We start from the raw sequence: 21679 nt of genomic DNA, 5'->3' as shown, positions 1-21679 counted from the left end.
ACTATAGCCCCTCCCGTCTACGTAATGCAATAATTGCAATTAATAAAAAGAGTGCTGAAATTCCAATGTTTAAAGAAATGACTGGTAGTGCTGCCCCTACATCATTTGCATAAATAATTTTCATAACAGCTGTATTTGCCCAAGTTAATGGCGATAAATTCGTAACGAAATTTTCTTCTACTACGAAATATGCACCTCCAAAAATAGAAGCTAATTGCACAACAACCATAATAATTGCCCTAGACGCTTCAGCTGTTTTCGTGATATATCCGATTCCTAAACCGAAGCTAATTGCTAGAAAGACTTGTGTTAATAAAATAAGAAATATGATTCCAAGATGGTCGCCCCAATTCGCTTGAAAAACAAATTTACTAAATAACATGACGAGTAATATGCACAGGGCATTTGCTACTAGGCTACCAAGTACTTTTCCAATGAATATTTCAGCTTTACTTATAGGTGCAGCAATGAGACGATCTCCTGTTTTACGTATTCGTTCTCCTCGAATTAAAGAACTCGCTCCCATCGCAGCATACAGTGCAATCATCGTTGTCATTACAACCGCGTAGTAATCCATAGAACCTGGTTTTTTCGCAGCTTGTAAAGATGTTTCTTTTATATAATCATTATGGTTTCCGTTTGAAATAACTGTGCTCACCTTAGTAGGATCTACTTTTGCAACTTCGACCGCTACATTGTACTTATCAACAAATGTTGTAAGCATTCCTTCCACAATACTCCCCTCAATACTACTTTTGTCACTTCCGTAAAATTTTGCACCATCTTTATTTAACTCTACATAAGCAGCATATTTATTTTTCTTCACTTCTTCTTTCCCATCTATACTGCCGGAAGCTTTTTTAAAATGAATACCTGATTTATCCACTTCTTTCGTAAATGCTGCAAATGATTGAGAAAACGTGCTACTCGCTTCATCTTTATATAGCACTTGTATATCTTTAATCGAATGACTATCACTATTAAATGCGTTGGTTAACGCTGTTCCTAACACAAGCATAAGTACAATCGGAAATGCTAACATAAAAACTAAAGTTCTTATGTCTCTGAAATCTCTTTTAATATGCATAATTGCAATATTGAAGATGTTCAATTGATGAACCTCCCTTTACCTTTTCTTCATTTACCTTTTATTTATCTCGTAAGTTTCTTCCGGTTAACGTAAGAAATACTGTTTCTAAGTTTGGAGCCTGCTCCTCTAACGAACGAATTTCAATGTCATGATTAATGAAATGCTGAATAATTTGATTTAAATTATTTAATCCTGCATCCGAGTTTACCTTGATTACGTTCTCTTCAATTTGAACAGCTTTCACACCGTTTATCTCTTTTAACTTTTCTACATCTAAATTTTCTACTGACTTCACTTCAATCCAAATATCTTTCGTATCTGTAATAATCGCTTTTAACTGTTCTTTCGTACCTTCTGCAATCACTTTACCGTGGTCGACAATTGCGATTTTCGTACAAATCTCTTCTACTTCTTCCATGTAGTGGCTCGTGTAAATAATAGTGCTTCCCATTTCATTTAACTTCCGGACAGACTGAAGAATATAGTTTCTTGACTGCGGATCAATTCCAACTGTCGGTTCATCCATAATAATTAACTTCGGTCTATGTGCAATTGCACAAGCAATATTCAATCTTCGTTTCATCCCGCCAGAAAAGTTTTTCGGATAACTTTTATGTTTATCGCTAAGCCCCACAAATTGCAGTGCTTCCTCCACTCTCGCTTTTAGCTCAACTCCTCTTAATCCGTACAACCCAGCAAAGAATTTCACATTTTCATAGGCAGTTAACTCTTCATAAATCGCAATATCTTGCGGAACGATACCGATATTCATCTTCGCAAATCGGTTATGTTTCTTTATATTTTTTCCTAGTATGCTAATTTCGCCTTCATTACTTCTTAACAAACCAGCAATCATATTAATCGTTGTACTCTTACCAGCACCATTCGATCCTAAAAAGCCAAATATTTCTCCTTCTTTAATAGATAAAGACATATTATCAACTGCGATGAAATCACCAAATTTTTTCGTTAAATTTTTAATTTCTAATGTATTCATCATTTCACCCCTATTTCGGTTTCTCTGCTTTTAGTATAAACAAAAAGAATGAACCTGCTCAGTGCAGAAGTTCATTCTTTTCACATGAGATTATTCACTTTTTTCATATGAGATGATTCATCCTCATATCGGCAACAACATTGTTACTGCAAAACCACTTGTTCCATCTACAATAATTTTTCCGTTTACTGACGCTGTTCGCTCCTCCATCCCCATAATCCCGAGACCTTTCTTAACGAGAACCGCACCTTTTCCGTTATCCTTCACTTGTACTTTCACCATCTTGTTAAGTACATGAATATCAATTGAGATGACTGTCGCATCAGCATACTTCATCGCGTTCGTTAATGCCTCCATAACATTTTCACCAATAATTTTCCACTGTATCGGAGAAATCATATCTAAGTTCCCTTTATAAACGAAAGGAATATTCACATCATTCTTACCGGCAAATTCCTCTATGAATAATTTCATACGATGAATACCAATTTGCTCAGTTGGTGGCTTCATATTTTTCAATGTAATGCGAATACTTTCAATTCCATCTTTTGAAATGTGAATTGCATTTTGTAATAACTCCGCAGATTTTTCTTTATCTATTTCCATTAACCTCTTTGCTGCCTCCATTTGAATAAGTGCACCCGTCATCGAGTGACCAATTTTATCATGAATTTCTTGCGATAACCGATTTCTCTCTTCTAGCTTAAATGTGTATTCAGATTGTCTTATGTACTCTTTATTTTCATGTAAGCTTTTCGTAAGTCGTTGCATATCTTTTCGCATCTTATCATTTTGCGATTCAAGCTTTACTACACGCGATATATATCGATCTGCAATAGTTAAAACGAGAAAAGAAAATGCAACAATTAATCCATAAGTCATTCGAATACTTTCATCTGCAATCGTAATTGGGAGCATCATAACGACAAAGCTTGGCCAATTCTTTTCTATGTAATAGAATGTAATTTCGTATAAGTTCAAAGGTAAAAACAAAATAAAAAATGGATGAACCCTCCATGTAAATAACATAACTATGCCAATGGATATACAGATTAATATTTTTTTATACGTATCTTTTTTAAATATAGAAATCATTACGTTTACAGAAAGGTAAATAAGTAAAGTAAATATAACCCACGGTAAATTTGCTACATTTGCGTAAATATAACTGAACACAATATATAAAAAGACAATTAATTTACTTACAGTTAACCAAAATTCCATATCATTAATCTACTTTCCCTGTTAAGTAATAAATCGCAATTTGTGTGCGATGTTCAAGTCCAGTTTTCCCTAAAACTGACGTAATATAATTTGCAATTGTTCCCTCAGATATAAAAAGCTGTTTCGAAATTTCTTTATTTGAGAAACCTTTTGCAATTAATGCGATAATACTAAGCTCCCTTTCTGTGAAAAGGCTCTTATCAATTTTACATTCTTCCTCTTTACTTTCCATTAAATTAGACTTAATTTTATCGAGGACAACATCTTGCATAACAGTTTGACCGTTATATACTCCTTTTATCGCATCACGAATACGCTCCGGATCGTTATTTTTTAATAAATAACCTTTCGCTCCGTTTTTTACTGCATCCAAAATATATTCATCATCATCAAACGTCGTTAAAATAAGCGGTTTTGTTTTCGTCTCTTCACAAATGAACTTCGTCGCCTCTACACCGTTCATATTTGGCATACGAACATCTAAAAGAGCAATATCAACTTCATGCTTTTTACAATACGCTACAGCTTCTTCCCCATCATTTACAGTATCTACTACTTCAAACTCTTCGTATGTATTTAAAATAATTTTCATGCCTTCTCTAATAAAAGAGTTATCATCTGCTATTAATATTTTAATTTTCATGTTTGTTAGTATGGACCTTTCCCTACTAACATTCACATCCTTTCTCCGTGTAACATTTCCTACTTGCTCATTATATACTTCTCTTTACCATTTTTTCACACCTTTTTTCATCTAGCTCTCCCGCAAAAAATATATTATTCTTTTTTTACAAAATGTGTAGGGTGACTTATCATTCTTTACGTCTATATAATAGAATGCGTCAAAAAGGAGGGAGAGACCGATTGAGGAAAAACAATTAATTGAAAAAGCACAGCAAGGAAGCGAGCATGCTTTTCGTATCCTTGTACAAACATATCGTCATTATATTTTTCAAGTTATCTTTTCTATTTTAAGACATGAAGAAGATTCGAAAGATGTTACACAAGAAGTATTCGTAAAAATTCACACCTCTCTCCCAAATTATCAATTTCGCGGATTAAAAACGTGGATGGCACGTATTGCCACCAATCACGCTATTGATTATAAGAGAAAGAAAGCTAGAGAAAGTGAAGAACTCTCCTTATGTAAAGAAGCTGAGGAAAATATACAGTCCTCTCATAATATTGAGGCTTTATTATTGACGAAAGAGCAAAAATTACTCATTGCTCAAAAACTGCGAGAACTTCCCGAAAATTACCGTGACGTTGTTCTCGCACATTACTTAGAAGAAAAGAGCTATCAAGAAATTGCTTTACAGGAAAACATCGAAGTAAAAACAGTCGAAATGAAACTGTATCGAGCACGAAAATGGATTAAAAAACATTGGAAGGAGGAAGAGTTTCTATGATGCATTATTCAAAAGAAGATTGGCGCAATTATACATTAGATTTTATAGAAAGTAATGAACGTGAATCTATGGAAGAACATCTTTATGAATGTGATCATTGTTTAGCACTTTATATGGAAAGTATTGATGAACAACATGAAAACCTTCCAATGATAAATGATGATTCATTTACGAACGAAGTTATGACGCAAATTAATTTTGAAACACTACAGTCTAATGAAAATATAAAAACAACCTCACTAAAGCGCACGATCATTCATTACATAATTGCGACTGCGGCTACAATTATTTTTATGGTAAGTGGTTTATTTCAGTATATTTTTACAGCGACATCAAATTTAGAGAAATCTTCAAAACATAACGAGTCTTCTATTTCACAACAAATTGTAAACAAATCGGTAGACACATCGAAAAAGGACGGAGGTTCAAAGCATGAATAAAAATCCCTTTTTAGCACTTGTATTAGGGCTAATTCCTGGGCTTGGACATTTATACTTAAAAAAGCTAGGACGGTTTATTTTATATAGCGGAGGATCACTATTTCTATTCTCCTTTGCAGTATTTTGTACCATAGTAGTAAGAGAACGTGATATTGCTTTTCTTTCTCTATTTTTACTAGCTGTTCTATGGGTAATTAACTTACTAGATTTAGTTATCACCATTATAAACCAAACGAAAAAGCAAGAAGCTGGAGAAGTGATAAATTCCTCTAAAGAGAGCGAACGATTTTATATCATTCTCTTATCCATCATCCCTGGACTTGGCCATTTCCAATTAGGACTTATGCAACGCGGACTTACATTTTTAGTAGCTTGCACAGGAATCGGAAGTATGATCATTTTCGTTGCACTTTTAACATCGCAAGAAAGTTTTCTTATCTTCCTTATTACGTTACCTGTTTTATGGATTTATAATTTCTTTGACGTTGTTCAGCAACTACAGAAAAAAGAACGTGGCGAGCAATTAATTGACCGTACTATTTTCGAAGATTTTGAAGAACATCGAGAGCAGGGAAAGAAAAGTAAAACATTTGCTTCTATTTTAGCGATGTTCCCTGGAGCAGGTCATATGTATTTAGGCTTACAACGCCGTGGTCTTCAGCTTATGGCAGCCTTCTTACTATCTATTTATTTACTCGACTTATTAAGACTTTCTGCGTTTTTATTTTTAGTACCAATCATTTGGTTCTATAGCTTTTTTGATGCGTTACAGCAAACAGCAAAATACGGAAAAGAACGAGTTCAAGACGAACCCATTATCGATTATTTTATAAATCATCAAAGATGGATCGGTATCGGATTAATTACACTCGGTGGTTATTATTTATTAAATCAAACAGTCCTTCCTATTTTGAATGATTATTTTGTAACTATATTTAATATTCATCTTAGTGAACTATATTATCGCTATTTCCAAACATCTATCGTTGCGCTCCTTTTAATTGGCGGCGGCTTTAAATTGTTACTTGGAAATAAAGAAAACAAAGGTGGGACAAGCGAATGAGGACTTGGCGTGTTGGAACATTCTCAATGGGGCTTTCTATTATATCGTTAGGATGCTTTTTACTATTTTCAGTCGTAAAAGGAATTCAAGTATTAGATACACTAACTGCATGGTGGCCAGTTTTACTCATCATACTTGGAGCCGAAGTTTTACTATACCTTCTATTTTCTAAGAAGGAACAATCATTTATTAAATATGATATTTTTAGTATTTTCTTTATCGGCGTTTTAGGAAGCGTCGGAATTGCTTTTTACTGTTTATTATCAACTGGATTACTAGAAGAAGTTCGTCACTCTATTAACACAACGAGGCAAACGAGTAATATTCCAGACGGACAATTTGATATACCTGAATCTATCAAAAAAATCGTAGTAGATGCAGGACATCAGCCTCTAACGATAGAGGGAAATAATACAAATCAAATTCATCTTTTGGGAACTTATGAAATGACAACGAAAGCAAATGAAAAACTCAATTTAAAACGAGATGATTTCCTTTCAGTTCAAACGGCTGGAGAAACGATGTATATCACTTTAAAATCTTTACCTGTTCAGCATACATTATTTAATTCAGCACCACAGGTGAAACCAACGCTTGTTCTTCCGCAAAATAAAAATGTGGAAATCCGTGCTTCAAATAACGAACTATCTCTTTATCCAGGTCAATTACAAAATAATTGGTTTGTACAGGAAAGCTCAAGAGTGTCTGTCCATCTTGCAAAAGAAAGTGATGTATCTTTAACAGCAGTAACGAATCAAAAAGAAACACATGGAAGTACACCTTGGGAACAAGTAGAAGATTTAACGAAAAACGAAAATACTTCTTCAGAAGAACATCCAGAATTAAACAACCAAGAACATTGGTATAAAAATTCGATTAAAACTGGAAATGGGACGTACAAGTTAAATATTGAGAAAGCTTATAATTTGAATATGAGTGTTCTCGAAAAATAAAAAACCTTCCGCAATTGCGGAAGGTTTTTCTCATATAATCGCTTTAATTCCTTCTAACACTAATCCAATCATAAATCCGCAAACCGCCCCGTTCACTCGGATCCACTGTAAATCTTTACCGACGTTATTTTCAATCATTTCGATTAACGTCTTATCATCTAACTTATCAAGGTTTTCTTGTACAAGCTTACCAATTTTCGAATGGTTCTTTTCCACAAGTGTGACAACTTGCTTTTGTAACCACTTCTCTATTTTTTGAACAGTTTGTTCATCTTCTTTTATTTTATTCATTTGTTTTTGTAAAAATGGAATAACATATTTATCAGCAAATTCTTCATTATTTACAAAAGCAACTGCTCTTTGCTGTACTTGCTCTAGCATCTCTTTTATTTTGTCAGTAGCATTCCAATTCGCAATCCACTTTTCTTTCCAATTTTCTAATTCCTGTAATAAGGCTTCATTTTCTTTTACATTGATAATTTCTTGACGAATCTTCGCTAATATAAGTTGTCTTGTGCTATTATCAGCCTCTTGTAAGCTGTTAATATTACTAATGATAAACTTCTGCAAAATGCCGCCAATCTTATCTTCATCTACAATATTCATAAATGATTTCAAAGTAAACTGCAAGAATCCATCTACTTTTATATTTTCCATCGCCTTCATACCTAAGCTACCGAGCTGGTAACGAGCTTCATCTTGCGCTGTCCAATCTTTTACCTTCACTAATATGTAATCAAGTGTCTTTTCATCATATTCTTGCACAACTAATTGATCAACAAGCACTTGTAAAATGTTATTTGTATTAATTGTATGTAAATACGTCTTTAATTCTTTTTCAATAATAACCGCTAATTTTTCTGTATCGATTGAAACAATCGCCTTCTCAGCAATCGTTACAATGCCTTTTTTCACAGCATCAGACTGCATTTCTCTCTCTGCAATTTGTAGCACCATTTGTGCTAGCTGCATTTCTTTTACTTTATTCGTAATACTTTCTTTCGTTAGCCACTCATTTTCTAACGTATTGATGAGCCCTTTCGTTACTCGTTTACGGTTTTTAGGTAACAAAGCTGTATGCGGAATTGGAATTCCCATCGGGTGACGGAATAATGCTGTAACTGCGAACCAATCTGCAAGCCCGCCAACTAACCCAGCTTCAAATCCCCCTTGTATAATCTCTCCAGCTATCGTTCCTTGAAAAGGGATAGAAGCCGCAAAGCCTACACCCATAACCCCAAGCGAAATACCCGCTATATATTTAGTCTGTAATGACATCGTATACACATCCTCTTATTATGTAAAATAAAGCTTTTTTGTTGTATTTATTCAATATTAGTTATCCTTTATATATACTATAAAGAACTATTGTGAAAATAACAAAGATTTTTATGTACATGAAAAAATGAGGCTACAATTAGCCTCATTTTTCTTATACCGTTAACTCCAAACCTTTCCTATAATATTCATTCATTACATCTTTTGGAACCATACTTCCACCCGTTCCCCACACAATATGAGTACCTTTTTTCACCTTCTCTGTTAACTGTTGCTTTTGTAAATACTCATCTTCTTTACATACTTTCACTGGCCCTATCATACCTGCTAGTGCAGAAGGCTCTAAATAAATATTCTCCGTGTCAGCTAGTTCTTTTAACAATCTATATAACTCTTCATCGCTTACTGTGTAATTCCCACTCAAAAATGGTTCCATCGTTTTACCGACAAATCCAGACGGTCTTCCTACCGCTAGTCCGTCCGCGTCTGTTACATTATCAATCCCGATATCTTGAACAGCAATTTTATCATGAAGTCCTGTCATTAAACCGAGTAACATGCATGGAGAGTGCGTAGGCTCCGCAAAGAAGCAGTGCACGTTGTCTTTATACAATAACTTTAAACCAAATGCTATCCCGCCAGGTCCTCCTCCTACTCCGCACGGAAGATAAACAAATAAAGGATGATTTTCATCTACTACAACCTCTAACTCTTCTAATTGCTTTTGTAATCGCAATGCTGCTACTGCGTATCCTAAAAATAAATCATGGGAGTTTTCATCATCTACAAAATAACAGCTAGGATCCGCATCCGCTTGTCTTCTTCCTTCTTCTACTGCTTTACTATAATCATCTTCATATTCAATAACGTTTACACCTTTACTTCTTAATAAATCTTTCTTCCATTCTTTTGCGTCTGCTGACATATGAACAGTTACATTAAAACCTAGATTCGCACTCATAATCCCTATGCTAAGTCCTAAATTCCCTGTAGAACCTACTGCAATTGAATATTTCGAGAAAAACTCTCTACATGTATCACTATCTAAAATGGAATAATCATCTTCTTCTATTAACATACCGTGCTGCAATGCTAGTTGTTCAGCATGTTTCAACACTTCATAAATGCCGCCCCTAGCTTTAATTGATCCTGATATCGGAAGATGACTATCACATTTTAATAATAATTCTCCTAAAATAGGTTGCTTGTAATTTGTCTCTAAAGCTTCTTTCATAGAAGATATTTTCACTAAAGGTGATTCGATTATGCCATTCGTCCCTTTCGTTTCAGGAAAAACTTTCGCAATATATGGTGCAAAACGCTTTAATCTCTCTTCCGCATCTTTTACATTCTCTTCATTAAGTGGTGAATCTTTTATTGCCCTTTCATACTTTTCTATGTTTGGATTTATCCAAAATACTTCTTCTGTTGCAATAAGTTTATTCACTAATGGGTATTCTGCTTGTAATGCCCCTATTTCTTTCATTTTGTTTCCTCCTTATATCCTTGTAGCTCACCATATAATAAATTATAATTAAATTAATTTTAATATAGTTTAACACAAATCGTTAACTTTAGTTAATTTTAATTTAATTTATTTAAATATAGTTTAATAACCCTTAAGGAGATTTTCATTATGGAAAATATAGATATTGGTAAAAAAATTGAAAAACAAAGAAAAGAAAAAGGTTTAACTAGTAAAGAACTAGCAAAGATGGCCGATATTACACCATCTATGTTAAGTCAAATTGAGCGTGGGTCCGCTAACCCTTCTATTCAAACATTAAAAGTGCTTGCTAAAGCTCTTGATGTGCCAACATTTAGCTTTTTACTTGAAGATACAAATACAGACGATTTAATTGTACGTTCCCATAAACGAAAGAAAATGATTATCGATAATTTATCATATGAAATGCTTTCACCTGATTTCACTGGAAATTTAGCAACAGCAATTATGACCGTCCCGCCTAATACAGCTTCATCAGAAAATGTGCTAGAACATAAAGGAGAAGAATTAGCATTTGTCTTAGATGGGAAAATCACATTATATTTAAACGAGGAAGAATACGTATTAGAAACTGGCGACAGTGTAAAGATACCTGCTTATTTAAAGCATAAATGGGTGAATCATTTTGAGAAAAATGCGATAGTCTTATTTTCTGTTACTCCGCCGATTTTTTAATATATCAATAAAAACAGGATGATTCTTATAAAATGCGGATTATCCTGTTTTTATTAAATAAGAAAGTGAAATTTTTGTTAAAAACTTAACAGTTGGACCCAATCCGAACAATCCTCCTAAAAACATATTTACAAGTGAAGCTATCCCTCCCATTGATGCTAACGTATCATGAGTCAGATTCATCCCACCACTACCAGAGGCACTTGTAATATTCACATAAAAATAAGAAACACGTAAAAATTAATTGTTTTTTCAGAATTTTGTTGAAAAATATGGTAAAATTACTCTTATACTTCTTCTATTTTGCTATTATAGAAATAATTAAATTAGAATACTTTTATCGGATGGGGGAATATATAATGAGTGTGTTATTAAAAGGGCATGAACAGATTGTCAACGAATTAAACATTTTATATCAAGTAATGGTAGCGGAGCAATTAATTGAAGCGAAACAATTAAAAGAAAAAATAGAGAAACAGATTAATAAAATTGAAGCTGATCAAAATCTATCGCTTTACTACTCCCTACTAAACTTTAAATATAAGGTCCTAACCGATTGGACAAACATTAAGTATGATACTTTTAGTCAAATTGTTCGTTTAGACAATCCAATAACTGAAAACTTTATTACTTATTATTATCACTTTTTTAAAGCTGAACATGCTACCATTATTGGAAATTATGATGAAGCAAAAAAAGAATACGAAAAAGCTGAATCCCTTTTAAAACATGTACCAGGTGAACTAGAAGAAGCTGAATATAAATATAAATTTGCTATATTTAATCACCATACAAACAAACCACTTACAGCAATCAATTATGCAAATCAAGCGAAAGAGATTTTCTCAAAATATCCACGTTATGAAATTAAAATAGCTCTATGCGAAAACATTTTAGGCTCATGTTCTGTTTATTTAAAACAATTCGAACAAGCCGAAGAGAACTATAATTCAGCAATCAATATTTTACAAAAGCTGAAAGACGATACACTAATCTTAAAAGTTCGAAATAACTTAGGTTGGCTCTACTCTTCTCAAAATCTATCAACCCTTGCTATTAGACATCTTACAATAGTTACAAACAAATTACCTAAACACCTAAAAGCCAATTTTCTACAAGCCAAAGAACATTTTAGTTTAAATGAAAAAGAACTTGCAAACTATTGGGTTCAAAAAGGCTTAGAAATTTGTAATGAATTAAATAATCAAGAATATAAACACCATTTCACTATCTTAAAAACACAACACACTGGTATTCTAGACGACTTAGAAAACGCAATCATTGCAGGCACCACATATTTTAACAGTAAAGAATTATACGATTATGCACAAGAATATTACGAATTATTAGCAGTAGAATTTCATAAAGTGAATAAAATAGAGAAATCTCAAAAATATTTTTTCAAAACTTACGAAGCAAAACAAAAATTATTAACTAAGGAGGCACTAAGATAATGAAAAAGATTAGTTTAGCTATTTTAACCTTTACATGCATACTTGCTTTTGGCTTTAATAATTTCACTGAAAATCAACAAGCAAAACAACTTCCAAAATGGGATACAGATAAACAAGAAACACATGCAGACCTGTAGAAACCTAAAAACCCCTAATAAAGGGGTTTTTAGGTTTCTACAATATAATGATTTAGCATATGATGAAGAAATACGCTTATAAAAGATATCCATACACAGATACTCTCTGTACATGGATATCTTTTATTTTTTCGGCACCAACAAAATCCCTAAACTAATAATACAAAAGCTCATTATTTGCTGTGCTGATAGACCAAACTGTACCGAATTTTGTTCACTAACAAGCGAAATAATAATTTGAGCAAACCCCTCAACAATTAGAAAAATACTTATATTCTTTCCATTTCCGAGCCTTTCATTTTTCATCCATAACAAACCCATTATACAAAGGTTGAGGATAATCTCATATACAAAAATAGGATGATACAAAAATTTAGATTCGTATATATTCATTCCCCATGGTAGTGTCGTTTGTACACCTACTTCATGATGTAATAGAAAATAAAAGATAATGCACACACACAATCCAAAAGGGAGTACATCAAGTAAAATGCGAAGCGAAAATTGTTCCTTTTTACTTTTCCAAACAATGTATACACTAGCAATTACGCATCCTACTACAATATGTTGCATACTTCCTATAGCTAATAATGCTTGCAATGGCGATTTAAAAGCCCATACAGGATTTAAAATTGCTGGTGCAAACTTCCATACAAATACGATGATAATAAACGCATTTGTTACGGCATCCATCATTTTTTCATATGATGCATTTTGATGCCTCATCTTTCGTTTCATCAACATAAATCCAAATAGACTTCCAATTATAAGAGATACGGGTTGTAATCTCACGATCCACTCCATCATCACGAAATCCCCTTTTAGCTCTCAATCAATTTCTTAAATTTCTTTTCTAATTGATCTGGTGGTAATACACCTCGTACATGATCTACTATAATTCCATCTTTATTAACAAAAAATGTCGTCGGTAAAGAGAATACTTTATAATCTAGTCCAGCTACTCCGTCCATATCTAATAGAACAGGAAACTCAAACCCATAGCGATTAGCAAATGCGCTTGCTTCTTGTACTGGGTCACTAACAGTTGCATTCACCGCAAAAATTTCAACATCCTTTTTATATTTATCATACATATGAACTAAGTCAGGTGCCTCCATTTCACACGGCCCACACCATGATGCCCAAAAATTAATAATATATGGTTTTCCCTTGGCATCATTTAACGACTGCAACTTTCCGTCTAATCCTTTTAATGTGATGCCAGGTGCTTTAAAACCTACTTGTGGTAATACTTCTTTCTCTTGTAACTCTGCTTGCTTTGCTTTTCTTTCCTTTTCTTCTTTCTTTGAATTATAAAAGTTAACCCCCGCCCAAGCGAGAGCACCTACTAGTATAATAGCAATTAGTTTCTTCACTTTTCTTCCTCCTCATTTTTAAAAACCTGTAAATCCACCGAATAGACGAATAAAGAGTGCTGTAATTTTCGTCATTTGATTTGTATACAATAAAATACCTGTAATATATGATAAATAAGATATATATAGCGATAAAAAGTATAATGATATAAATGACAACACTCTATCCACACTACATAGAGTAGTGTTCACCCTAAAAAAAGAGGCTATATGCACTCTCCGACAATAAGTACAATCGACACACAGAATAACCCTATTGTTACATATACCGAGTTCGTATGTAACGGAATAGTAAGCTTAGCAACCTTTTCATTTAACACTTGCTCGATTCGTAAATTTATTGCTGTTTTTGCAAATGAAGCTGTAACACATCGATTCTCCATTGTCTTTATTTTAATTAATTTTAATAACGCGCTACCTAACTCAAATGAAGATTCCATTTTTTGCATCGCATATTTATCTGCTGCTAACTCTTGATACGTATGATATCGTTGTAACAATTCTTTTAATATCGGGATGTACATCATTCCTTCTGCTAATAACGTAAAACAAAATAATTTTAGCGGATCCCAATTATTTTGATGATATTCTTCATGGAAAATAATCGCATCAATCTCTTCATCTGAAAACGTCTGAAGCAAACCTTCTGACATGACAACTTTCGGACGGAATAATCCAATTGTAAACGCTGCAACTTCCGCAGTCGGCAGTATATATATTTGTTTCTTTTTTCTAATAAATGGGATAAGTACTTTTTGTACTTTTTTACTATAGAAAAATTGCCGCCAAATTCTTTTACACACAATCAATACAGTAATTAATAATAACCCCGCTACTATAATACGAACCATTGATAGTTCTTTCATATGTTTTTCTAACTGAAACAAGCAAAACTTTGAAAGGAAGAATGCCTTATTTTGAAAGAGAAATGGATATGTAACATAATACAATAACAAGCTGAAAAAGAGGGTACTAACAATGAGCGCTAACAATACGATTTTACGCATTTGCCATTTCATTTCATCGATCCTCTTTTTTTAACTGATTCAATTTGTCTTCTAATTTTTTTATTAAATTCGGATCAGCCTGCTCTAACTCATCTATCATATGTGTTATAACTAAATCTCCAAATTCCCCCACTAATTCCTGTGTCATTTTCTTCGTTTGATTGGATAAGAATTCTTCTTTCGTTTGTATAGCACGATATATGCCACTTCTTTTTACAGTCTGTTTTTCTAAGTGTAATTTCTCTACTAACCTGTTCATAACTGTCATAACAGTATTAAAATTCACAGGCGATTCTTCACTTAATTTCTGCTGGACTTCTTTAATAGTAATACCTTCAGTAGACCAAATAATCTCCATAATCTTCGCTTCAAGCGGTCCAAAGAAATGATTTAATCCTTGCTCATTTAACCTATAGTTTTGCGTAAACATCGTATGACTCCTTTCACACTACGAATTGTAGTACAAATTGAATGAGAGGTCAAACGCAAGTAATACAAACTAAAATTCACTACCTATAAATACGTACCTCATTCTATTCATTATAAGCCTAACTTATCTCCAAATGTATCAAAGAGATACTGCTCTAATATTTGTACACTAAACTTCTCATTACGCCCAAGGGCAAATAATTCCCGATCCTTCGCTACGATAGTATCTAACGGAATAACTACATTATCCACTATTTTTGTAATTTCAATTATATTACTTTTTACATTTACTTCTGTTTTAAATTCAACGTTTTCTAACACTATATGTGAACGTCTTCCTGATGCAAAAAAAGTAAAATTAGGATTTTTAACAACGCCAATTTCAGTCTCTAACGCATATAAATAGTGAAAAATTACATCTCTATGTCCATCTTTTATTATTTTTTCATCCTTCTCATCGTCTAAGTATTCTTTCAGCTTCGTTGTAAATTCAAATCGAAAATCCACTTTTTTCACGCTCCTTCTTTGTATTTCATATTAAATAAATATATTGAAATAATTTTACCATATTGTAATACAACTTCCTATTAAAAGTAAAAACTGTTTTAGAAAATCGCTATTATTTCCGATACCCTTTTAAAATATAAGTATAAATTCAATATGAATGAATGCTTCATTACATCTATTTAAACATATTTTTTCCATTTTTTGAAACATTAGTATGAAATATTATATATCAATGAATGGTTTCTAATTCATTGGTATATATAGTCAGTAGTTTCTTTACTATCCCGATATACTTAAACTACATTTTCTACTTATTCATTACATATAGAGAAGGAATGTAACTCTCTTCTATCGAATTTTTATATAACAAAAATAATTAGGTGGTGCTTTACTATGAAATTAGCTGTCATTGGTGGCGGTGATTTACAAGATTCAAATCACTTGCCTATTAATGAACGCCTTATAGAATTAACAAATAAACAGTATCCAAAAGTATTGTTTATTCCAACGGCTAGTCATGATGATGAAAGCTATATAAAATTATTTTTAGACACGTTTGAAAAACAATTACATTGTGAAGTACAAATTTTACGCATTACAACAGATTCACCTTCTAAGTATGAAATAGAGGAGATGATTCATTCAGCCGATTTAATTTATCTAGGTGGCGGAAACTATATTCACATGCTTACGCAATGGAAAGAACATAGACTTGATAAAAAATTATTATTGGCTCTGCAACAAGGAACACTTATTGCTGGTTATAGCGCTGGTGCTATGTGTTGGTTCACGTCTAGTATCCGATCAGATTATGAAGGTTCTGGTTACATAGAGAGTAACGGATGGGGTATTGTTAATAAAAGATTTTGTCCACATTATAATCAATTAAACAGAATGAACGCCTTCCATTCCTTTTTACAAAATCATCAAGGGAATATAGAAGGAATTGCACTGGAGGATAATTGCGCTTTATATATTACAGAGGAATCCTTTGAGATTATCGGTGAATCAGAAAAAGCGTGGGAGTTTTATATGAGTGATAAAACTCTCATTAGACAACATTTTGATATAACTTTAAAAAGCTATTTGTAAACCTGCACTTAAGAAAAAATGTCCCTAAGTCTAATAACTTAGGGACATTTTTTCTATTTAACTAACTAATCGTGTAATTCGTTTCTTTTGCCATGAAAGCTTATAATATGCATACTGCAATAGTAAGCTGACAATAAATGCTGCTGGATACCCAATCCAGATACCTTCTATTCCAAGACTTGTATGGTAAGAAAGATAATATGCTACGGGTACTTCTACAAGCCAAATTGAAACAACTCCAATAACAGTTGGCCAAAGTACTGTACCGCTCGCTCGCATTGTCGCACTAATAATTTGTGCATGACCGAAAATTAAATAACTCCATAACGTAATCATAACTAAGCTATGAGCAATTTCAATTGTAGTTTGACTCGTTAAAAATAGTGATAAAATGTCTCTTGAGAATAAATAAATAAGAGATATTAACACACCACCGATGACGTAGTTCATAATAATTCCGGCCTTCACAACTTTCTGCAATCGATCAAATTGATTCGCCCCAATTGATTGTGCTGCAAAAATAGAAACTGTAATACCAAGGCTAACTGCTGGCATTTGTACATAACTTGCAACTTGATTCACAACGCCGTAAGCAGCTGTTGCATCCGAACCGTAACGATTTACAAATGCGATTACGGCAATCTCAGATAATGAAACTAATATCATATTTATACTTGCCGGTATACCGAGCCTTAGCAATAGCTTTAATAACTCCCCATCCATTCGAAGGTATTTTCTAACCGTTCCATCTAGTTGTAATGGGTGATTTTTCTTCTTTAAATACACAAGCATGACAATAAACGTAATAACTGTAGATATAACAGATGCATAGGCTGCTCCATACACATCTAATTTCGGAGCTCCTAACCATCCAAAAATAAGAACTGGTAATAAAATCATATTTAGTGCTGTACTTACAATTAAAAAGTAAAATGGCGTTTTAGAATCTCCTGTACCTCTCATAAATGTTGTATATGCGAAATATAAAAATAATACTGGCATCGATATAAATAAAATCCGTGCATAATGTACACTTATTTCAATAATATTTTCTGGTGTTCCCATTAGACGCATAATATCCATCGCAAAAATACTTCCTATTATCGCCAACACAACTCCAATAATAAAGGTAAATGTCAGCGTCGTACCAACGATAGCTTTTAAACGATCTTCGTTTTTAGCACCAAACGCCTGACCAATTAAAATAGAGCTTCCTGAACCGATACCAATTACAAATGAAACGAGCAAGAAAAATAATGGGAAGAATGCTGATATAGCCGCTAAATCATTAACTCCAAGCCATCTTCCTACTACTACCATACCAAATAATTGTCCAACTGATTGTAGTACATTACTTAATAATAACGGTACTAAAAACATCGACATCGATTTCCAAATCGGTTTACTCTCACTTTCCAACTTATGTGACTCCGCACCTTCTTTATTGTTATCTGCAGGTGGTTTCAAATTTCATTTCTCCTTTTATTAAACATCTATTTTCAATCTCTATCTCTTTGTATAGTTGTTATAATACTGTGCTTCTATTCATTTTCTTTTCGTATGATTATAACTTCACCCAATATTGACTTCCATCGGCTGTTCGATCTAAAAATCCATATTCGATTAAATATCTTCTTAATGTTACAAAATCAGGGTATACATTTTCTATCACTGTATTTACTTCTTTTTCAGTATACTTTTTATTACTATCAAACTTCTTCACTAAATGGCGCAATATAATTAATTTACGCTTTTGTTTCTTCGGAAATTTAGAGAGAGGTCCATCTAACCCTTCTGTAAAATGAGCTTTTAATACTTCATCATTTTCTTCTTCCGTAATATTGTATCGATCATCTACCATCGTTGCTGTTCTATGAATTGGCACAAATTTCGTTTGTACTTTTGATTTTTCTTCTGATAATTCCATTAGCGCTAAAAATACTTTTGCTTGTTTCATTTTCTCTCGCAGTGTAAATCGATGATTACGAATTGTTGATGTACTTCCGCCATCCATCTCTTTTACAATTTCTTTATCATTCAGTCCCATATAGAAAAACTGAACCATTTTCTTTTGTAAATCCGTTAATCCAGTAAATTTCTTATCCATATTTAGCAAATAATCAAACATAGACGTATGCTCATTTTGAATATGCAATTGGACGAACTTCTCTGCTTCATACAAAACTTGATTATCTTGATAAATAACACCTTTAATAAATGTTTCACCACAAGCTAAGCAAATGTACCCCTCTTTTTCTTCATCAAACACATACCCTTTCTTTAATTCCTCTATTGACGCATCCCAAAACTTCTCTGAAATATCGCTCATACTAAACACTCCTTCAAAATGTTTATTTAAAAACCAAACAAATCGCTATATCGTTTATTATTACTTCATCATCTTATCACAACACAAACAAACATTTCAACGTTTCGTTTGCCCATTTTATAAACTTTTATAAAAACATCTATCGAAAGGATTTAATACAACGAAAAGCGAATATGTTTATACAAATTCATTTTATAGGATGTAAAATAGAACATGAATATTCTTCAAGACCCTTGGTTTACCGTTAAGTAAATTGCACAGAACGCATATGCGATTAGTGAATATGGAACTGGTATTCACTCATTACAAAACTTCAGTATTCAATTTTAACTACAAAAAAGATGTTTTCGTATAAGAAAACATCCTTTACTTTTTATATATTCTATTTACAGTCTCTACTAAAACCTTACTTGCTTGTACAAATGTATGCTTTCGATTTCTATCTTCAACAAATTTATTAGCACAACTACTCATAATCATCATACAACTAATTATGACTAACGCTATCTTTCTATTCTTGTAAGTCACTTTATGCCACTCCACTATTACAAAACTTCTTTTGAATTTATCCCATCAAGAAATTTTACATGAATAATAAAACGTGTGAATATGCAATTCTGCATATTCACACGTTTTATCACAATGTTATGATTTAATTTAGTTAAAGAACAAGTATACCGAGGTGACTAACTTGAAATTTAAAGCGAAAAAAAATCCATTCCACGTCATTTTCATTACATTATTTATAATTATTTTTTTCGTTTCGTTATTCTTCCAAAATGAAAATTCTATTTTTTTCACTCTCATGATGCTGCTAAATATCGTGAATCTTTCTTCATTCTATTTCTCTCACTACAACGTAACGGAATCATCTCTTGTTGTAAAACACGGTTTCATTTTTCATACTGAAATTCCATTTGAAGATATTCGTCACGTTAAATACTCTGGTAAAAAACTTCATTCAAAAAAATGGACTAGACAACAATTAGAAATCCATTACAATTTATTTGACTCAGTGACCACTTTCATACCACTAGAAGAAGAAAAATTCATTTCACTCTTAAAAGAGAACTGCCCACAGATGAAAGTAATGAATACGCCTGCTAACAAATAATATATTTTGAAGCTTGTAGTATTGCAAGTAGATGAAACATAAAAATGAACATCAAAAAAGCCAAGATTCTATACTAAGAACCCTGGCTTTTTCTATTACTCTTTTGGAGCAATCATTTTCTTTGGATCTACAATTTCATCAAATTGCTCTTCTGTTAGTAGCCCAGATTGCAATGCTGCTTCTTTTAAAGTTAATCCTTCTTTATGAGCATGCTTCGCAATTTTCGCTGCATTTTCATATCCGATATGTGGGTTTAGCGCTGTTACAAGCATTAGTGAGCGATTCACATTTTCATTAATTACTTCTTCATCTGCTTCAATACCAACTGCACAATTGTCATTAAACGAAACAATTGCATCCGCTAATAAGTGAGCTGATTGTAAGAAGTTATAAGCAATAACAGGTTTAAATACATTTAACTCAAAGTTACCTTGGCTCGCAGCAAATCCGATTGTTGCATCATTCCCCATTACTTGCGCTACAACCATCGTTAACGCTTCACTTTGCGTTGGATTTACTTTACCTGGCATAATAGAGCTTCCCGGTTCATTTGCTGGAATAATAATTTCTCCAAGACCACTACGTGGACCACTTGCAAGCCAACGTACATCGTTAGCGATCTTCATTAGATCCGCAGCTAATGCTTTTAATGCACCGTGGGTATATACAACTTCATCATGGCTCGTTAATGCATGGAACTTATTTGGTGCAGAAACAAATTGTTTACCTGTAAATTGACTAATTTCCTCTGATACCATCTCACCAAATTTAGGATGAGCATTAATACCTGTTCCAACCGCAGTTCCACCAATTGCTAACTCTTTCATATATGTATTGCTCTCTGCAATCATACGCTCTGTTTTTTCAAGCATACGGTGCCATCCGCTAATTTCTTGCCCTAAAGTTAACGGCGTTGCATCTTGTAAATGTGTACGACCAATTTTTATAATATGTTCAAATGCAGTTACTTTTTCTGCTAAAGTTTCTTTTAATTTCGTAATTGCTGGTAATACGTGATTTTCTACTGCGATTACACAAGCTACATGAAGCGCCGTTGGAAATGTATCATTTGAACTTTGTGACATGTTCACATCATCATTCGGATGAATATGTACGTCAGATCCCTTCTCTTTCAAAATTTGATTCCCACGATTTGCAATTACTTCATTCACATTCATGTTTGACTGTGTACCACTACCTGTTTGCCATACGACAAGCGGAAAATGTTCATTCCATTTCCCTGCAATCACTTCATCCGCAGCTTCTACAATTGCTTCTGCTTTTTCTTCTGATAGCTTTCCTAATTTTTGATTGCTAAGCGCTGCACTCTTCTTTAAAATTGCAAATGCTTTTACAATTTCAAGCGGCATTTGCTCTGTTCCAATTGGAAAGTTTTCTTTACTACGTTGTGTTTGTGCTGCCCATAATTTATCAGCTGGAACTTTTATTTCTCCTAATGTATCTCTTTCAATTCTGTACTCCATGTTTTCATCCCCTTGAAAATATAATACCTACATCTCTTATAATAACAGACTTTCTCTTAAATGATAAGAATTCTCACTCTTATATATAGATATTCTATATTTATTTAAAAAAAT

The 21679-nt window shown here is 33.0% G+C and carries 25 protein-coding genes; 9 read left to right on the top strand and 16 right to left on the bottom strand.

The genetic code is table 11. The features are described 5' to 3' along the window. Position 1: 1 nt before the first annotated feature. The 4 genes from QO049_RS23435 to QO049_RS23420 form a co-directional block, all read right to left on the bottom strand. The gene (locus tag QO049_RS23435; protein WP_097861587.1) at positions 2–1111 is read right to left on the bottom strand and encodes an ABC transporter permease; all 1110 of its coding nucleotides are present in this window, start codon (positions 1109–1111) and stop codon (positions 2–4) included. A gap of 37 nt (positions 1112–1148) precedes the next feature. Next, positions 1149–2087 (bottom strand): ABC transporter ATP-binding protein, encoded by a 939-nt coding sequence (locus QO049_RS23430; protein ID WP_001093830.1) that lies wholly within the window; start codon positions 2085–2087, stop codon positions 1149–1151. Between the two features lie 123 nt (positions 2088–2210). After that, positions 2211–3311, bottom strand: coding sequence for a sensor histidine kinase (locus QO049_RS23425; RefSeq protein ID WP_065704408.1), 1101 nt, complete (start codon positions 3309–3311; stop codon positions 2211–2213). Between the two features lie 4 nt (positions 3312–3315). Beyond that, positions 3316–3954 (bottom strand): response regulator transcription factor, encoded by a 639-nt coding sequence (locus QO049_RS23420; protein ID WP_000694093.1) that lies wholly within the window; start codon positions 3952–3954, stop codon positions 3316–3318. A gap of 220 nt (positions 3955–4174) precedes the next feature. Here QO049_RS23420 and QO049_RS23415 point away from each other — a divergent pair, with 220 nt between their 5' ends. From QO049_RS23415 to exsE, 4 genes are read left to right on the top strand one after another with little or no spacing between them, the layout of a single operon-like run. Further along, entirely contained in the window at positions 4175–4720 is a 546-nt protein-coding gene (locus tag QO049_RS23415) for an RNA polymerase sigma factor (protein WP_306302920.1), read from the top strand. Next, complete coding sequence (locus QO049_RS23410) at positions 4717–5160, top strand: hypothetical protein (RefSeq protein ID WP_000972351.1); 444 nt, start codon at positions 4717–4719, stop codon at positions 5158–5160. The genes QO049_RS23415 and QO049_RS23410 overlap by 4 nt, the downstream gene beginning before the upstream one ends. After that, a complete protein-coding gene (locus QO049_RS23405; protein ID WP_001039124.1) occupies positions 5153–6223 on the top strand; it encodes a hypothetical protein in 1071 nt (356 codons plus the stop codon). The genes QO049_RS23410 and QO049_RS23405 overlap by 8 nt, the downstream gene beginning before the upstream one ends. Beyond that, the gene (gene exsE / locus QO049_RS23400) at positions 6220–7176 is read left to right on the top strand and encodes an exosporium protein ExsE (RefSeq protein ID WP_001261427.1); all 957 of its coding nucleotides are present in this window, start codon (positions 6220–6222) and stop codon (positions 7174–7176) included. The genes QO049_RS23405 and exsE overlap by 4 nt, the downstream gene beginning before the upstream one ends. A gap of 30 nt (positions 7177–7206) precedes the next feature. Here exsE and QO049_RS23395 read toward each other — a convergent pair whose 3' ends face one another. Both QO049_RS23395 and QO049_RS23390 read right to left on the bottom strand, forming a co-directional pair. Beyond that, entirely contained in the window at positions 7207–8454 is a 1248-nt protein-coding gene (locus QO049_RS23395) for a DUF445 domain-containing protein (RefSeq protein WP_000058297.1), read from the bottom strand. Between the two features lie 154 nt (positions 8455–8608). Continuing rightward, positions 8609–9940: a D-serine ammonia-lyase gene (locus QO049_RS23390; RefSeq protein ID WP_246962497.1), complete on the bottom strand. Its 1332-nt coding sequence runs from the start codon at positions 9938–9940 to the stop codon at positions 8609–8611. Between the two features lie 150 nt (positions 9941–10090). Here QO049_RS23390 and QO049_RS23385 point away from each other — a divergent pair, with 150 nt between their 5' ends. Next, positions 10091–10636: a helix-turn-helix domain-containing protein gene (locus QO049_RS23385; protein ID WP_000427637.1), complete on the top strand. Its 546-nt coding sequence runs from the start codon at positions 10091–10093 to the stop codon at positions 10634–10636. A 39-nt stretch (positions 10637–10675) separates the two neighbouring features. Here the strand turns inward: QO049_RS23385 and QO049_RS23380 are convergent, their stop codons facing one another. After that, complete coding sequence (locus tag QO049_RS23380; protein WP_002061098.1) at positions 10676–10852, bottom strand: hypothetical protein; 177 nt, start codon at positions 10850–10852, stop codon at positions 10676–10678. A 143-nt stretch (positions 10853–10995) separates the two neighbouring features. Here QO049_RS23380 and QO049_RS23375 point away from each other — a divergent pair, with 143 nt between their 5' ends. Both QO049_RS23375 and QO049_RS23370 read left to right on the top strand, forming a co-directional pair. Next, positions 10996–12090, top strand: a complete 1095-nt coding sequence (locus QO049_RS23375; RefSeq protein WP_284489529.1) for a response regulator aspartate phosphatase — start codon at positions 10996–10998, stop codon at positions 12088–12090. Further along, positions 12090–12227: a hypothetical protein gene (locus QO049_RS23370; RefSeq protein WP_000724010.1), complete on the top strand. Its 138-nt coding sequence runs from the start codon at positions 12090–12092 to the stop codon at positions 12225–12227. The genes QO049_RS23375 and QO049_RS23370 overlap by 1 nt, the downstream gene beginning before the upstream one ends. 123 nt (positions 12228–12350) lie before the next feature. Here the strand turns inward: QO049_RS23370 and QO049_RS23365 are convergent, their stop codons facing one another. The 5 genes from QO049_RS23365 to QO049_RS23345 form a co-directional block, all read right to left on the bottom strand. Further along, complete coding sequence (locus QO049_RS23365; RefSeq protein ID WP_033667336.1) at positions 12351–13031, bottom strand: prolipoprotein diacylglyceryl transferase family protein; 681 nt, start codon at positions 13029–13031, stop codon at positions 12351–12353. 17 nt (positions 13032–13048) lie between these two features. After that, on the bottom strand, positions 13049–13603 hold the full coding sequence (locus QO049_RS23360) for a TlpA family protein disulfide reductase (protein ID WP_000733174.1): 555 nt from the start codon (positions 13601–13603) through the stop codon (positions 13049–13051). A gap of 206 nt (positions 13604–13809) precedes the next feature. Further along, complete coding sequence (locus QO049_RS23355) at positions 13810–14622, bottom strand: M56 family metallopeptidase (RefSeq protein ID WP_284489528.1); 813 nt, start codon at positions 14620–14622, stop codon at positions 13810–13812. Between the two features lies 1 nt (position 14623). Next, a complete protein-coding gene (locus QO049_RS23350) occupies positions 14624–15040 on the bottom strand; it encodes a BlaI/MecI/CopY family transcriptional regulator (protein WP_000495075.1) in 417 nt (138 codons plus the stop codon). 110 nt (positions 15041–15150) lie between these two features. Continuing rightward, the gene (locus QO049_RS23345) at positions 15151–15546 is read right to left on the bottom strand and encodes a DUF3942 family protein (RefSeq protein WP_000347526.1); all 396 of its coding nucleotides are present in this window, start codon (positions 15544–15546) and stop codon (positions 15151–15153) included. A 393-nt stretch (positions 15547–15939) separates the two neighbouring features. On the opposite strand from QO049_RS23345, the gene QO049_RS23340 reads away from it, so the two are divergent. Further along, positions 15940–16638, top strand: coding sequence for a peptidase E (locus tag QO049_RS23340; RefSeq protein WP_000762123.1), 699 nt, complete (start codon positions 15940–15942; stop codon positions 16636–16638). Positions 16639–16695: 57 nt separating this feature from the next. Here the strand turns inward: QO049_RS23340 and QO049_RS23335 are convergent, their stop codons facing one another. The 3 genes from QO049_RS23335 to QO049_RS23325 form a co-directional block, all read right to left on the bottom strand. Beyond that, a complete protein-coding gene (locus QO049_RS23335; RefSeq protein ID WP_000804128.1) occupies positions 16696–18105 on the bottom strand; it encodes an MATE family efflux transporter in 1410 nt (469 codons plus the stop codon). 97 nt (positions 18106–18202) lie between these two features. Continuing rightward, the gene (locus QO049_RS23330) at positions 18203–18967 is read right to left on the bottom strand and encodes a DUF2087 domain-containing protein (protein WP_001280278.1); all 765 of its coding nucleotides are present in this window, start codon (positions 18965–18967) and stop codon (positions 18203–18205) included. A 366-nt stretch (positions 18968–19333) separates the two neighbouring features. Beyond that, positions 19334–19495 carry a hypothetical protein gene (locus tag QO049_RS23325; protein ID WP_000221432.1) on the bottom strand — a complete coding sequence of 54 codons (162 nt, stop codon included), beginning with the start codon at positions 19493–19495 and terminating at the stop codon, positions 19334–19336. A 163-nt stretch (positions 19496–19658) separates the two neighbouring features. Between QO049_RS23325 and QO049_RS23320 the strand changes: the two genes are divergently transcribed. Next, positions 19659–20081, top strand: coding sequence for a PH domain-containing protein (locus QO049_RS23320; protein WP_000669070.1), 423 nt, complete (start codon positions 19659–19661; stop codon positions 20079–20081). A gap of 95 nt (positions 20082–20176) precedes the next feature. On the opposite strand, the gene fumC is transcribed toward QO049_RS23320, so the two are convergent. Next, positions 20177–21565, bottom strand: coding sequence for a class II fumarate hydratase (fumC, locus tag QO049_RS23315; protein WP_000456608.1), 1389 nt, complete (start codon positions 21563–21565; stop codon positions 20177–20179). Between the last annotated feature and the right edge of the window lie 114 nt (positions 21566–21679).

Source organism: Bacillus sp. RB3 (assembly GCF_030164735.1).
GTDB classification, from domain to species: Bacteria; Bacillota; Bacilli; order Bacillales; family Bacillaceae_G; genus Bacillus_A; species Bacillus_A cereus.
Note: the sequence above shows the minus strand (reverse complement) of the source record. Positions and strands in the feature narration are given on the sequence as shown.